This window comes from Dactylosporangium sp. NPDC048998, assembly GCF_043197855.1.
GTDB lineage: Bacteria > Actinomycetota > Actinomycetes > Mycobacteriales > Micromonosporaceae > Dactylosporangium.
Window position 1 is genome coordinate 525,628 of sequence record NZ_JBICTV010000002.1, and the last position, 14,156, is coordinate 539,783.

9 protein-coding genes and 1 pseudogene are annotated in these 14,156 nt (G+C 70.5%); 6 read left to right on the plus strand and 4 right to left on the minus strand.

Translation table 11 applies throughout. The features are described from left to right. The first annotated feature begins 55 nt into the window (after positions 1-55). Genes ACGFI8_RS06500 through ACGFI8_RS06520 form a run of 5 tightly spaced genes read left to right on the plus strand, consistent with a single transcriptional unit; the run spans position 56 to position 7,624 of the window. Positions 56-3,355, plus strand: coding sequence for an ATP-binding protein (locus tag ACGFI8_RS06500; RefSeq protein ID WP_392801255.1), 3,300 nt, complete (start codon positions 56-58; stop codon positions 3,353-3,355). Then, the gene (locus ACGFI8_RS06505; RefSeq protein ID WP_392800800.1) at positions 3,352-5,313 is read left to right on the plus strand and encodes an MFS transporter; all 1,962 of its coding nucleotides are present in this window, start codon (positions 3,352-3,354) and stop codon (positions 5,311-5,313) included. Before ACGFI8_RS06500 ends, ACGFI8_RS06505 begins: the two co-directional genes overlap by 4 nt. Positions 5,314-5,319: 6 nt before the next feature. Then, the gene (locus tag ACGFI8_RS06510) at positions 5,320-5,862 is read left to right on the plus strand and encodes a hypothetical protein (protein ID WP_392800803.1); all 543 of its coding nucleotides are present in this window, start codon (positions 5,320-5,322) and stop codon (positions 5,860-5,862) included. After that, entirely contained in the window at positions 5,859-7,004 is a 1,146-nt protein-coding gene (locus ACGFI8_RS06515) for a M23 family metallopeptidase (RefSeq protein ID WP_392800805.1), read from the plus strand. The genes ACGFI8_RS06510 and ACGFI8_RS06515 overlap by 4 nt, the downstream gene beginning before the upstream one ends. Next, the gene (locus ACGFI8_RS06520; RefSeq protein WP_392800808.1) at positions 7,001-7,624 is read left to right on the plus strand and encodes a hypothetical protein; all 624 of its coding nucleotides are present in this window, start codon (positions 7,001-7,003) and stop codon (positions 7,622-7,624) included. Before ACGFI8_RS06515 ends, ACGFI8_RS06520 begins: the two co-directional genes overlap by 4 nt. Before the next feature lies 1 nt (position 7,625). Here the strand turns inward: ACGFI8_RS06520 and ACGFI8_RS06525 are convergent, their stop codons facing one another. Next, positions 7,626-8,255, minus strand: a complete 630-nt coding sequence (locus ACGFI8_RS06525; RefSeq protein WP_392800810.1) for a hypothetical protein — start codon at positions 8,253-8,255, stop codon at positions 7,626-7,628. Positions 8,256-8,431: 176 nt separating this feature from the next. Here ACGFI8_RS06525 and ACGFI8_RS06530 point away from each other — a divergent pair, with 176 nt between their 5' ends. Next, positions 8,432-10,528, plus strand: a complete 2,097-nt coding sequence (locus tag ACGFI8_RS06530; protein WP_392800813.1) for a hypothetical protein — start codon at positions 8,432-8,434, stop codon at positions 10,526-10,528. A 75-nt stretch (positions 10,529-10,603) separates the two neighbouring features. On the opposite strand, the gene folE is transcribed toward ACGFI8_RS06530, so the two are convergent. From folE to hpt, 3 genes and pseudogenes are all read right to left on the minus strand, one after another. Further along, positions 10,604-11,287, minus strand: a complete 684-nt coding sequence (gene folE / locus ACGFI8_RS06535) for a GTP cyclohydrolase I FolE (RefSeq protein ID WP_392801258.1) — start codon at positions 11,285-11,287, stop codon at positions 10,604-10,606. 104 nt (positions 11,288-11,391) lie between these two features. Further along, a pseudogene (gene ftsH / locus ACGFI8_RS06540) lies at positions 11,392-13,296 on the minus strand (ATP-dependent zinc metalloprotease FtsH); the annotation flags it as partial. 214 nt (positions 13,297-13,510) lie between these two features. Then, positions 13,511-14,086, minus strand: coding sequence for a hypoxanthine phosphoribosyltransferase (hpt, locus tag ACGFI8_RS06545; RefSeq protein ID WP_392800816.1), 576 nt, complete (start codon positions 14,084-14,086; stop codon positions 13,511-13,513). Positions 14,087-14,156: the final 70 nt, after the last annotated feature.

The window sequence follows — 14,156 nt, forward strand, 5'->3', positions numbered from 1 at the left end:
TTCAACCGATTACGATGGCGGGCTGCGCGCGGTGGCCGAGGGCGGCCGCGTCGCGATGTTCCAGGGCACCGGCGGCCAGCCCGGGGCGCACGGCCGCGGCGGCACGGAGCGGCCGGTAGGCGCCGAGCGGCCGGTGAGCGCGCAGCCGGCGCCCGACGTCGACTCGCCGTTCCTGGGCCTCTTCGACGACCCGCCGGGCAGCCACCCGCGCGACCGGCTCCGGGCGCTTGAGCCGAGCCCCGGCCGGGTCGAGCGCGTCCAGCCGATCTCCGGCATCCCGATCTCCGCCGCGCCGTCCTCGGGCGCGCCGCGGGCCCCCGAGGACCTGCGCGCGCCGAAGCGGGCCGTCCCGCGCAACCCCGCCGGCGGCACGGAGCCGGCGCGCACCAACGGCGAGCGCCTGGCCACCCGGCCCGCGCTGGGCTCGCGGGCGACAGAGCGGCCGGCCCAGCCGGTCGACCGGTCCCAGTCCCGCGCGCCGGAGCGGCTCACCCAGGCCGAGCGGTCCCAGTCCCGGGCGCCCGAGCGGCTCGGCCAGCCGGTCGAGCGGTCCCCGGCCCGCGCCCCCGAACGAGTGGGCCAGCCGGGCGGACGGACGGCCGGTGCGGGCACCGGCGGTACAACCCGGAAACCCTCGGCGGCGGTCACCACCGCGCCGCCGCCCCCGGCGCGGCGCACCCCGCCCGACCGCGGGGTGCCGGCGCAGCAGCCGCCCCGCCCGCCGCGCATGCAGCCGCCGCCCCAGCGCGGCCGGAAGACGCCGCTCGACCGCACGCCCAGGCCGCAGCACAAGGACCGCAGTGCGGCGATCGACCTGGCGATCACCGAGATCGCTGGGCACCTGACGTTCACCCCCAACACGGTCACCGCGTGGTACTGGCTGCCCGAGGTGCGCTGGTCGTTCCGGGCCGACGCCGAGCGGGAGGCACTGCTGTCGGCGATCTCCGAGCAGTACGCCGGCCTGGCCGGGTTCCGGCTGCACCTGCGCCGCACGACCAGGCCGTTCCCGGCCGACCAGTGGGCGCGCGTGGTCGACGGCAACACGCCGCGCCCGCTACCCGCCGCCGGCGGCCCGACGTGGGCCGACCACCTGGTCGCCGCGCAGAAGCACCTGTTGTCGATCAATCATGCCGAGGGCCAGACGTACCTCGGGATCGCCTTCGCCCGCCGCACGCTGGGCGACACCTTCGCCGAGCGCATCGGGGCGCTGTTCAAGCGCGGGGTCGCCGACGCCGAGCGGCGCCGGATGGCGCGCACCGTCGAGCAGTTCGACGAGGTACTCGGCGCCTTCGGCATGCGTGGCCGGCGGGTCACCGCCTTCGAGCTCGAGTGGCTGCTGTACCGCTCGGTCGCGCTGTGCATGTCGCCGCCAGGGCCCATCACCACCCTCGACGGCTCGTGGGACTCCGGCGACCTGCTGGCCCTGACCGAGGCGGTGGAGCGCTACCGCACGCCGTACGGGTCGACGGTGAAGCTGGTCAACCGGGTCAGCGGCGAGGAGCGGCACGTCGCCGTGCTCACCGTCGGCCGGATGGAGCCGCTGGAGATCCCCGAGCGGCACGAGCCGTGGCTGCACTTCCACGAGCGCCTGCCGTGGCCGATGGAGCTCTCGTCGCGGATCGACATCCTGGGCCCCGGCGACTCGTTCCGCAACCTCGAGCACCGCCTGCGCCTGATCCGTTCCCAGCAGGCCGACTACTCCGAGCACGGCATCGACGCGCCGCCGGAGCTCGAGCGCCTCGCCAGGCGCGCGCTCACCATCGGCGACGAGATCAGCACCGGCCTGCCGGTCGACTCGTCCCGCGCGCACGGCTGGCACCGCATCGCGGTCGGCGGGCGCACCCGCGAGGAGTGCCTCGAGCGGGCGCGGCGGGTCACGCAGATGTACTCGCGCGAGATGCGCGTCGCGCTGCAGCACCCGAAGAACCAGGACTGGCTGGCCCGCGAGTTCATCCCGGGCGAGCCGCTGGCCAACACCGGCTACGTGCGCCGGATGCCGGTCAAGCTCTTCGCGGCCGCCCTGCCGCAGGCCGCCTCCACCGTCGGCGACCGCCGCGGCGACCTCATCGGCCGTACCGCCGGCACGTCCCGCCGCCCGGTCTTCCTCGACCTGCACTTCCCGATGGAGGTGCGCGAGCGCTCGGGCCTGGCGGTCTTCGTGGCCGAGCCGGGCGGTGGCAAGTCGACCCTCATGGGCGCGCTGGGCTACCTGGCCGCGCGGCGCGGGGTACAGGTGACCCTCCTCGACCCGTCCGGCCCGCTCGCGCGGCTGTGCAGCATGCCCGAGCTGGCCCCCTACGCCCGCGTGCTCAACCTGACCGGCTCCGAGCAGGGCACCCTCGCCCCCTACTCCCTGATCCCCACCCCGCAGCGATCCCACTACGCGCCCGGCCCGACCGGCGACCGCGAGTTCGAGATCGCGATCTCCAACGCACGCGCCGAGCGCCGCATGCTCGTGCAGGACATCTGCATGATGCTCGTACCGCCGCAGGTGGCCCGGGAGGCCTCGACCGCCACGATGCTGCGCCACGCGGTCCGCCAGGTCCCGGCCGAAGAGTCCTCAGCCCTCGAGGACGTGATCCGCTCCCTGCGCGAAACCGGCGACCACGACGCCGCCGAGCTCGGCAACCTCCTGCTCGACACCGCCGAGATGCCGCTCGCCATGCTCTTCTTCGGCTCCCCACCCCCCGGCCTCCTCGGCGCCGACGCCGCCCTCACGGTCATCACCATGGCCGGCCTCCGCCTCCCCGACCTCAAGATCGAGCGCGAGTACTGGTCGGCCGAGGAGTCCCTCGCCCTGCCCATGCTCCACACCGCCCACCGCCTGGCCGTACGCCGCTGCTACGGCGGCGACATGACCGCGCGCAAGCTCGTCGGCCTGGACGAGGCGCACTTCATGGAGGGCTGGCGCTCCGGCCGTTCCTTCCTGGTCCGCCTGGCCCGCGACTCGCGCAAGTGGAACCTCGCCGCCCTCGTCGCCTCGCAGAACCCCAAGGACATCCTCGGCCTGGACGTGCAGAACCTCGTCTCCACCGTCTTCGTCGGCCGCATCGCCGAGGACACCGAGATCGCCGCGGAGGCGCTCCGCCTCCTGCGCGTACCGACGGACGTGGGCTACGAGCAGACACTGGCCGCTCTCTCCCAGGTCGACACGAGTTCCTCGTCGCGACTGGGCTTCCGCGAGTTCGTGATGCGCGACGTGGACGGCCGCGTGCAAAAGGTCCGGGTGGACGTGTCGTACGTCCCCGACCTGCTGCGCTACCTGGACACAACACCGGGGGGTGTTCCAACCGCCGGCACCGTCGGCGGCGAGGTCGTGGACGTCCACGACGAGGACCCGGAGGATGATCGGTGAGACGCCTGCCCGTGTACGTGGCCGTGGTCCTCGTAACGGCCCTGGCCACACTGTTCGGCCCCCCCACTCCCCCAGCCACGGCCTCACCAACCCACGCCCCAGGCGACCCCCTCTGCACAGTCGAAGAGTGGCGTGCTCCTAGCAATTTCCAGAATTGCGCGGACCGCCTGCAGGTCGACATTCAGGGGAAGGTGAGCTGCCTGGATGCGCCAACGCCGAGCGCCCCAGACTCTGGCATGGCCGGCTGGTTCGCCCAGCAACCGGAGCCGGATCGCGGATCTCGACTATTGTTCCGTTACAGCGAATACGGATACGCCGGGTACGACTTCACGACATATGACCTCAAATGCGCATCGGTGGTGACCAACCCCAGCGCTGAGTTCGAAAACACCGTCGCAAACGGCGAATTCCTGATCGCGACCGGCGTACTTGGCGCCTCGAACGCGCTTCGCGAACGCGCGTGGGACCCATCCTACATGTGGGGCTGGGCCGACCCGTTGGTCAACACCGCGACCAAAGCGGTCTACTCAAAAGTGTTCACTGCCTTCGGTGCGGTGACCTTGGTAATCGTCGGCCTTTACCTGCTCTGGCGCTCAAGGCAGTCGGACCTGTCGAATGCGGTAACCACGGCCGGCTGGGCAATCTTCATCATGATTCTGATCACCGCAATTGCGAGATGGCCCAGTTGGTCAGCGGGTCTCGCGGATCAAACCCTGATCACTAGCTTGGGCGCCATCCACGGGGCAGTAGGACCGCCGGATCAGAGCATCCCCCCGAGCGAGTGCCGGAATCTCGACCCGAATGCCTGCAACGACACCCGCCCTCCTGCGGTACGTGCTAGTGACACGGTTGTCGATGGACTACTCTATCGCAACTGGCTGCGTGGGACCCTTGGCTCGGCGGACAGTCAGACTGCCGAAAAGTATGGTCCAGCCCTGTACGACGCGAAGTCCTTCAGCTGGGATGAGATTCAAAGAATCCGGGCATCGGAACAGCGCGCGCGCGACGGGGAAGACAAACGAATCCGGGAGCACCGCCCAGGACCGCCGATCGAGTCGAACGAACGGAGAATTCTCACCGAGCAAAAACAACAACGGTGGATGAAGATCGCAGAGCAGATCCGCACGGAAGATCCGGAGGCCTACGAACACCTACAAGGCAGCCGAGGCATGGACCGAATTGGCTCCGGATTCTTGGCGATCATTTCTGCCCTGTTCTTCGCGTTGTTTGATATCACGGCATCGGTGCTTGTCATCTTGGGCTTCCTAATTTTCCGCTGGGCCGTCATCGCGGCTCCGATTCTTGGGACGTTCGGGTTGCTGCGGCCCGCGAATGCGGGGCTCCGGCGGCTCGGTAACGCGGTCATTGCGGCGATCTTCAACATCATCATATTTGGGACTGGGTCGGCGATTTATTTGTTCGCCGTTACGTTGATTTTGAAGACGGGCTCGCTTGCTCCCTGGTTGCAGGTGTTGCTCATCTGGCTTACCGGGGTTGTGGGGTGGCTGTTGCTGCGGCCTTACCGGCGGATCACGCAGCTTGGCGGGAAGGACTCGACGCGGGCCATTACCTCGGCTGGGAGTTGGCACCGGCTCTTCATGCGTGACGTGCGGCAGGCGGCGGCACTCAAGGTTGTTGAGGCCGGGGGGACCAAGGAACCCGGGTCGCAGCGGGGTGGTGGGGAGCTGCAGACGTCGCAGCGGCCTGAGGCTCGGAGTGAGGATGCCGCTTCGGCTGGCGGTGGGGACGCGGTTCCTGTTGAGCGGCCGGAGACTGGGCGGTCGTCGCGTGAAGGGACGCCGCAGCAGCCTCGGCGGCGGCGGGAGCCGGGGTGGGAGGAGCCCGACGTTCCCGCTGAGAATGCGCCCTCCTACTCGATTTACCGGCCCGAATCGGATCGGTCCGCCGCCGATCGGCCGCCTGCTCGGCGGCCGGAGTCGGCGAGTCTTCCGGGGTAGGCGGCCATGCGTACGGTCCTGCGGCTGCTTGGTACGCGGTACGGCATCGCGTTGGTGTTGGTTGTCGTCGTGCTCGTGATCGTGGGGGTCGGGCGGACCGTGCTCGACGACGGGGGTGGGCGGTCGGCGAACGACGCGCTCGGGCCGACCGTGGCCCCTGTGCCCACTTCGCCGGACCCGTACAGCTCGCTCGGGGACGACGGGGTCGACGAGACGCCGGTGGCGTCACCCTCGCTGAGCAAGGGGGCCGCGGACGTTTCGACCGTGGCCAATCGGTTTGTCAAGGCGTGGCTGCGTAAGCCTGGGATCACCGGGGAGCAGTGGCGGGCGGAGCTGAAGCCGGACGCTTCGGCGGAGCTGATGGTCGATCTCGCCGACACCGACCCCGCCGACGTGCCGACGGCGACGATCACCGGGGCGGTTCAGTTGCAGAGCGTCGGGCCGGCGACCGTGGCCAAGTTCCCGGCCGAGGGCGGCACGATCGTGCTGGAGCTGCAGGTCTTCGACGGGCGGTGGCAGGTCACCTCGCTGGACTGGGAGGCGGCGTGAGCGTTCTCGGGGAAGACGACGATCTCGAGGTACAAACCGGGAAAAAGCGGATCCGGCCGGCGCTCCTCGCGGCCTTCTGCACCGTCCTGCTCCTGTTGTGTTGTGGCGGCGGTGTCGTGGCCTTCTTCCTCGACGCGGCGCGTAACACGCAAAACTACGACGCCGGGTGCGGCAACGGGCAGCTCGTCGACGCCGCCGCGAAGATGCCGAGCCACCACGAGCTGTCCGAGGAGCAGGTCCGCAACGCCGCGATCATTGTGCGTGTCGGGCAGGACATGAACGTGCCGCCGCGCGGATGGGTGATCGCCGTGGCCACCGCGATGCAGGAGTCCAGCCTGCACAACCTGCCGGATCTCGGGGCGCGCAACGATCACGACTCGCTCGGGCTGTTTCAGCAGCGGCCGAGCACCGGGTGGGGTACGCCGGCGCAGATCATGGATCCGCAGTACGCCTCGCGGAAGTTCTACGAACGGCTGCTGACGGTGCCGGGGTGGGAGCGGATGAGCCTGACCCAGGCCGCCCAGCGCGTGCAGCGTAGCGCGTACCCCAACGCGTACGCCAAGCATGAACAGCTGGCGAGCACCGTGGTCAACTCGCTGACGGGCGGGGCGGCGCGCGCTGCCGGCGACTCCACGAAGCTGCAGTGCGTCAGCGGCGACCAGATCGCCGCGTCGGGCTGGACGGCGCCGGTCAACGGCGAGGTCGGCTCCGGGTTCCGTACCGCGTCGCGCCCGACCCACCAGGGCGTCGACCTGATCGTGCCGCGGGGCACGCCGATCCGGGCCGCCGCCGGCGGGCTGGTCGTGAAGGTGCGCTGCCAGGCCCACCTGGCCAACGGCACCGACTGGGGCTGCTGGCGGGACGGGTCGCCGTCGGTGCTCGGGTGCGGCTGGTACGTAGAGATTCAGCATGCGAACGGGCTCCTCACGCGGTACTGCCACATGGTGAAGCAGCCGAGCGTCGTCCTGGGGCAGCACGTGGCGCCGGGTCAGGAGATAGGGTTCTCCGGGACGACCGGGCACTCGTCCGGGCCGCACCTGCACTTCGAGGTCCACATCAACAGCGATCCGAGCAACAACGGCGCCATCGACCCCGTGCCGTTCATGCAGCGGATGGGGGCACCCTTGGGGGTCAAGGCGTGAGCGACCTGCCCGGCGGCGAGGACTTTCCCGACTGGGATCTGCTTGCCGGCGGTACCGAACGCACACCGGCCGGGATCGAGCTCGTGCCCGCCTCGAGCCTGCGCGACCTGCGGGGACGCCGGGCGGTCGTCGGACTGCCGGGCCTGGGGTGGCGCGGCGACCTGCGCATCGACGACGCCGTGGTGCAGGCGAGCCGGACGTACGTGCCGACACTTCCCGAGCAGGAGTGGTACCGGGCCGAGGCCGAGCAGACCGAGGTTTTCGCTCCACTCGTACCGCTGGAGCGGGTGTGGGTCGAACGGGTCTCGACCGCCGTCACGCCGTCTGACGGCACGGCCGACCTCCGGCTGGTGTCGCTCGACGCGCCGCCGCCCCGGGCGCCGCGGCGGGCGCTGGACGTGCGGGCGGTCACCGGGCTTCGGGTGGTCCGGGTGCCGGGGCCTGAGGACAAGACGGGGAAGGACCAGCGGGACCTGCGAGCGGTCACGGACGCGTACAGCGGCGTCGAGGGCGACATCTGCGTACGCGTCTGCCGGGAGGTCGACTGGTATCGGTGGGCGTGGAGCGGCCAGGCACCGAAGACCCTGGAGGTCCCGATCCACCTACTGTGGGCGGAGTAGATCAGCTCAGCTTCGTGGCCTTGCAGAGTAGCCATGTCCGGTTCTTGGACAGATGGAACCGCCAGCGTTGCTCAGTAATAGACTGTCCGCCCGAGGATTCGGTCACCACGATATTGAGCGTGCCGTCAACGTCAGCCTCGTCGCCATTGACAGACACGGCGAAACTTCCTGGCCTGACGGTGGCCGACGTCGAGTATCGCGCCTCCAGGGCCTTCACTTCGTTCAAGGTGCTGCTGACGGCCGTAATGTCCGCGGACGGGCATTCGAACAATCTCGCCCGATGGTCATCCCGAACGTTGAACTTGACGTCCACATATTGCTCGATGACACCCTCGGGCGTGCTCCGGTCCGGCGTCGTGGCCTTGTCGTACAGGACGTAGGCGGTCAGGGAGCCGCCCAGGCAGACCAAGGCTGCGACGGCCGCCAGGACTAGCAACACTGTTCGGCGGGTGCTGGGGCGCGTTCTTGGGGGAGTCGGTGGGGCTGAAGGGGGCGGGGTGGTCCGCTGGCGGCCGATCGGGACGCCGCGGTCGATGATTTCGCCCTCGAGGACCTCGTCGTTGCCTGGGCGGGAGCGTGGAATCGGCTGGCTCTGGTCCACGCTCGGGTCGTTCGGCTTCGATGGGTCCACGCTCCAGAGGCTAGCCGCCGCCCGCCGCCCGGGCACATTCCCGCGCCGCGCGGCGTGGATCGGGTCCTGGGGCGGGGGCGGCTACCTGCGACAACACGCTGGCACCAGTGCACCTGCTGACTCGGTTCCCAGTCTGCGTTACCGTTCCCGCATCTGGCTTGGATGGAAGGGGCACGGTGGCACGCCTGCGGGCACGGATCGAGCGAGCGGCTGAGCAGCATCGGCACACCGCTGCGCTGATCGCCGCCGCCGGGCCGATCCTCGACGGGTACTCCCCCAACGCCGCCCCGGCCGAGCAGTACGCCGAACAGCACGACCTCGCCGCGGGGCTTCGGGCCAACGCGGCGATGCTGGCCCCGGGGTGGCTGGGAGGCCAGCTGGACGCGCTGGCGCCGGCCACGCCGCTGGGTGGGCCGCTGCCGCCGACGTTCGTGCGGGTCGGGCAGGCGCACCCGCTCGACGACGCGCGGTTCCCGGTGATCGTGCCGCTGCTGCGGGCCGGGCACATCGCGATCGACGCCGACACGCGGGACAGCCGGGTCGCGGGGCTGCTCCGTAGCCTGGTCCTGCGGCTGCTGGCCTCGTCGCCGCCCGGGTCGGTGCGGATCCGCACGATCGACGCCGTGGTCGAGGGGGCGACGTTCGGCTGGTTCACCGGTATCGACGCGATCATGCCGCCGCCGGCGACGGACGCGGAGGGGCTGCGCGCGGTTCTGGACGAGGGCGAGCGGTGGCTCGCGACGCGCACGGACGGGCCGGCGCCGACGCTGCTGATCGTGATCGCATCGCTGCCGGAGCTCACCGAGGGGCGCGACCTGGCGCGGATCGCCGGGCTGGCGCACGCCGGGCCCGCGGGGCGGCTGCATCTGATCGCCGCCGGCTGGCCGCCGCCGCCGCTCACCCAGGAGACCACGCAGGCGCCCCTGCCGCACGCCACCCAGATCGCGATCCGCAACCCGCATGCGTGGGTGGGCGACCCGCCCGGCGCCACGTTCTCCGGCACCGGCACGGGCCCGAGCCGCCTCAACGCCCCGGTGTACCTCGACCCCGACCCGCCCGCCGAACTCGTCCGCCGCGTGTGCGCGCAGCTCGGCGGCCCGTGGACGGCCCCGCCCGCGCCCGTCGGCGAGCCGAGCCGCAAGGCCTGGCTGGACTACGTCGCCGCCGGCCAGCGGCTGGACTCGGTCCGCCGGGAGGTGATCGCGGTGGTCGCGGAGCACAAGGCCGCGCTCAAGGCCGCCCAGAACGATCTCGCGGCGATCCGCGCGAAGCTCGCCCATCACGAGGCTTACCTGAACGAAGTGGTCGGCGAGGCCGGCGGCCGCCCGATCGAGCTCGTACCGTCGTGGCAGGAGACACGGGCCGCGCACGCGGCGCTGACCGCAGGGCCGCAGCCCCCCGACCCGCGCCGCGGCGCGCCGATGGCCCCGCCGCCTCCCCCGGCACCGTTCGGGGGTGCGCCGGGCGGCTGGCAGCAGGGGCAGCGCAGCGGCCCGCCGCCGGTGAGCGCCCCGCCCTGGCCCCCGACGAGCGCCCCTCCCGCCTCGGTGATGCCCGGAACGCCGGCCCCCGCCATGCCCGGGACACCGGCCGTCGCGGGGGCGTCACGGCCGGGGGCGGCTCCGGCCCAGCCTCCGGTACCGCCGAGCCTGCCCCAAACCGGCGGCTACCCGGTTGTCGTGCCGCGCAGCGCGCCGCCGGGCATGCACAACACGGGCTCGATCCCGCGGGTGCCGGCCAGCGGGCCGCCCAGCGTGCACCACCACACCGGGAACATCCCGCGCATGCCGGTCAGCGGCGTCCCCAACCGCGTCAGCGGCATTCCGGTGTCCGGCGCGACCGGCGTCGTCGGGACGGGCGTCGTGAGCCCGCTGAGTCCGCCCGTACCGGATTCGGTGCCCGGAAGGGTGTCCACGGCCCTGCGGATCGCCGCGGTCGGTCTGAAGCAGTCTGAGGCGGTCCTCGCGGCGCCAGGGCGGCAGGCAGCTTCGAACCGGCGGGTGTGGGTGAATGCCTCGATCTACTTCGGCTTCGCGCTCCTCGCCGCGATCGTGCAGATCCCGACGTTGCTCGCGGGCTCGAAGGCCGACGGGATCGGTCTTCTGGCCCTTCCCTGTGCCCTGATCCTGCCCGCCTTCGCCTTCGGCCTGGGCTGGCTCACGATCGGCGCGATGACACGCAAGACCACGTCACGCACGCCGGTGCTCGGCCTCGTCATCAGTCTGCTGGCGCTCATCCCGGTCCTGGTCTTCGGCGGCGTCCTGCTGCTCTGAACCCGCGGACAGACCCTGCCGCAAGAACCCCCTGTCCCGAAAAGCCGGCACAGGGGGTACGAAATGGGAAAAAGCTCAGCCGTGCAGGATCAGTGACATCGCCTCGGCCCGTGACTTCGCGTCGTCGCGGAGCAGCCCGCGGACCGCGGACGTGATCGTCCTCGATCCGCCCTTCTGGATCCCGCGCATCGACATGCACAGGTGCTCGCACTCGACGACCACGATGACGCCCCGCGGCTCGAGCTGCGACATCAGCAGATCGGCGATCTGCGCCGTGAGCCGCTCCTGCACCTGCGGCCGCCGCGCGTACACCTCGACCAGCCGCGCGAGCTTCGACAGGCCGGTGATCCGGCCGTCGGCGCCCGGGATGTACCCGATGTGCGCCACCCCGTGGAACGGCAGCAGGTGGTGCTCGCACATGGACATGACCTCGATGTCCCGCACGAGCACGAGCTCCTCGTGGTCGGCCTCGAACGAGGTGAGCAGCACCTGGGCAGGGTCGATCCGCAGGCCGGCGAACAGCTCCGCGTAGGCGCGGGCGACCCGGGCCGGGGTCTTGCGCAGCCCGTCGCGGTCCGGGTCCTCGCCGATGGCGACGAGGATCTCCCGGACAGCGCTCTCGATGCGCTTGAGGTCGACGTTGCGCTCCACCTCGACGCCGCCCAGCCGTCCGCTGACGAGGCGGGCGGCGACGTGGTCGAGCTCCCGGTCAGCAACGAGCCCGGCACCGTCGTCGGTGTCGGGCTCGGTGCTGCTGATCTCGCTCAGCGGTTGCCGTCCGGGGTCTCGCCACCGCTGACGATCCGGATGTGATCGTCCGCGCCGAGGCTCACCGGCTGGACCACCTCGGAGCCGTTGGCGCCGGGCTCGGGCACCGCGCGCCGACGGCGGCCGTTGCCGCTGTACGGGGCCATCGGCGGCCGCTTGACCACCCGGGCGCAAATGCGGGCCATGTCCGCCTGCGAGATGGTCTCCTTCTCCATGAGCTCCTCGACGATGTTGTCGAGGACGTCGCGGTACTCGACCAGGATCTCCCAGGCCTCGTCGTGCGCGATCTCGATCAGCGCGCGCATCTCGGCGTCGATCTCGGCGGCGACCCTCTCGGAGTAGTCGCGCTCGTGGCCCATGGTGCGGCCGAGGAACGGCTCGCCGTCGCCGGTGCCGTACTTGACGGCGCCCAGCTTGGCGCTCATGCCGTACTCCGTGATCATCGACCGGGCCAGAGCGGTGGCCTTCTCGATGTCGTTGCCGGCGCCGGTGGTCGGCTCGTGGAAGACGAGCTCCTCGGCGGCCCGGCCGCCCAGCGCGTAGGCGAGCGTGTCGATCATCTCGGAGCGGGTCTGCGTGTACTTGTCCTCGGTCGGCAGGACCAGCGTGTGACCGAGCGAACGGCCGCGGGACAGGATGGTCACCTTGTGCACGGGCGCTGAGTGGGGCAGCGCCCAGGCGACGAGCGCGTGACCGCCCTCGTGGTACGCGGTGACCTTCTTCTCGTGCTCGCTCATCACCCGCGTGCGCCGCTCCGGGCCGGCGATGACCCGGTCGATGGCCTCTTCGAGGTAGTCGTTGGTGATCGCCCGCTTGTCGTTGCGGGCGGCCAGCAGCGCGGACTCGTTGATGACGTTGGCCAGGTCGGCGCCGGTGAAGCCGGGCGTGCGCCGGGCCACCGAGTCGAGGTCGACGTCGGGCGTGAACGGCTTGCCCTTGGCGTGCACCCGCAGGATCGCCTTGCGGCCCTCCATGTCGGGCCGGTCGACGGCGATCTGGCGGTCGAAGCGGCCGGGGCGCAGCAGGGCCGGGTCGAGGATGTCGGGCCGGTTGGTCGCGGCGATCAGGATGACGCCGCCCTTGGTGTCGAAGCCGTCCATCTCGACGAGCAACTGGTTGAGCGTCTGCTCGCGCTCGTCGTGGCCGCCGCCCATGCCGGCGCCGCGGTGACGGCCGACGGCGTCGATCTCGTCGACGAACACGATCGCCGGCGCGTTGGCCTTGGCCTGCTCGAACAGGTCGCGGACGCGGGAGGCACCGACACCGACGAACATCTCGACGAAGTCCGAACCGGAGATCGAGTAGAACGGCACCCCGGCCTCGCCGGCGACGGCGCGGGCCAGCAGCGTCTTACCGGTGCCGGGCGGGCCGTACAGCAGCACGCCCTTCGGGATCTTCGCGCCGAGCGCCTGGTACTTCGCCGGGGCCTGCAGGAAGTCCTTGATCTCGTGCAGTTCCTCGACGGCCTCATCAGAGCCCGCGACATCGGCGAACGTCGTCTTCGGGGTGTCCTTGGAGATCAGTTTCGCCTTCGACTTGCCGAAGTTGAGCACACGCGACCCGCCGCCCTGCATCTGCGACATGAACAACAGCAGCAGGACCACGAGCACCGCGATCGGCAGCAGGTTGATCAGCAGGCTGATGAAGATGTTGTCCTGGGTGACGTTGACGTTGTACTCGTCCAGCTTGCCCTGGGACTTCAGCGTGCTGAGCTCGTTCTGCAGCTCGTCCGCGCTCTGCGAGGAGAACTGACCCTGGATCTTGTTCGTCTGCGTGCCCTTGACCGGGATCTTGTTCTTCAGGTCAAGGTTCAGCGTCTGCTCCTTGTCCTGGATCACAGCCCTCTTCGCGTTGCCGCTGCGAAGCTCCCCGAGCACGACGGAGGTGTCCGCCTTCGTGTAGCTCGGGCCGGAGGTGAAGAAGGAACTGAGCACGATGGCACCGATGATCACCAGAAGGATCCAGACCACCGGCCGGCGGAACAAACGGGTACGTTCCATGTTGTCGTCGGGCGCGCGCGGCGCCCGGCCCCTCCATCCGTAAGGCCGTCGACCACGCCGGACCCACATTCCGACGCGGTGCCGAAAGCGCCGCCAAAAGGTTGGGCTCAGTTGACGCTTGCGACCATTTGACGGTACACCGTGGCACCGACAGTCGCGGATCGGCGTCGGCCGGGGAGGATGTGCTCTCAGCAGACTCTCAGGAAAGCGCAGGTCAGCCGCGTCCGTACACCGACGGCTTGAGCACGCCGACAAACGGCAGGTCGCGGTAGCGCTCCGCGTAGTCCAAACCGTATCCGACCACGAACTCGCTGGGAATGTCGAATCCGACATATCGCACCGGAATGTTGACCTTCAGCGCGTCCGGCTTGCGCAGCAGCGCAACAACGTCGACCCGCGCCGCCGAGCGGCTCTCCAGGTACTTCAGCAGCCACGACAGCGTCAGCCCGGAGTCGACGATGTCCTCGACCACGATCACGTGCCGGCCGGCGATGTCCCGGTCCAGATCCTTGAGGATGCGCACCACGCCGGACGAGGTCGTGCCCTGCCCGTACGACGAGACGGCCATGAACTCCATCTCGACCGGCGGGCCGATCCGCCCCAGCGCCCGGGCGAAGTCGGCCATGAACATGACCGCGCCCTTGAGCACGCCGACCAGCAGAATCGACTCGGCGTCGGCGTGATCGGCCGCGACCTGCTTCGCAAGATCCGCGGTCTTGTCGCGGATCTGCTCCTCGCTGACGATCACGTGGTCGATGTCGGACGAGTGCCAGGTGGTGCCGTCGGCCATGCGACAAGCCTGCACTATCGGCCGGCCCGGATCGACGGCGGGTGGCCCCGCGAGAGACCAATCTCGCATC

Excerpts from the sequence above, each read along its gene's own strand:
- hpt (WP_392800816.1), bottom strand. The coding sequence starts at position 14,086 with ATGGCCGACGGCACCACCTGGCACTCGTCCGACATCGACCACGTGATC.
- ACGFI8_RS06500 (WP_392801255.1), top strand. The coding sequence starts at position 56 with ATGTTCCAGGGCACCGGCGGCCAGCCCGGGGCGCACGGCCGCGGCGGC.
- ACGFI8_RS06510 (WP_392800803.1), top strand. The coding sequence starts at position 5,320 with ATGCGTACGGTCCTGCGGCTGCTTGGTACGCGGTACGGCATCGCGTTG.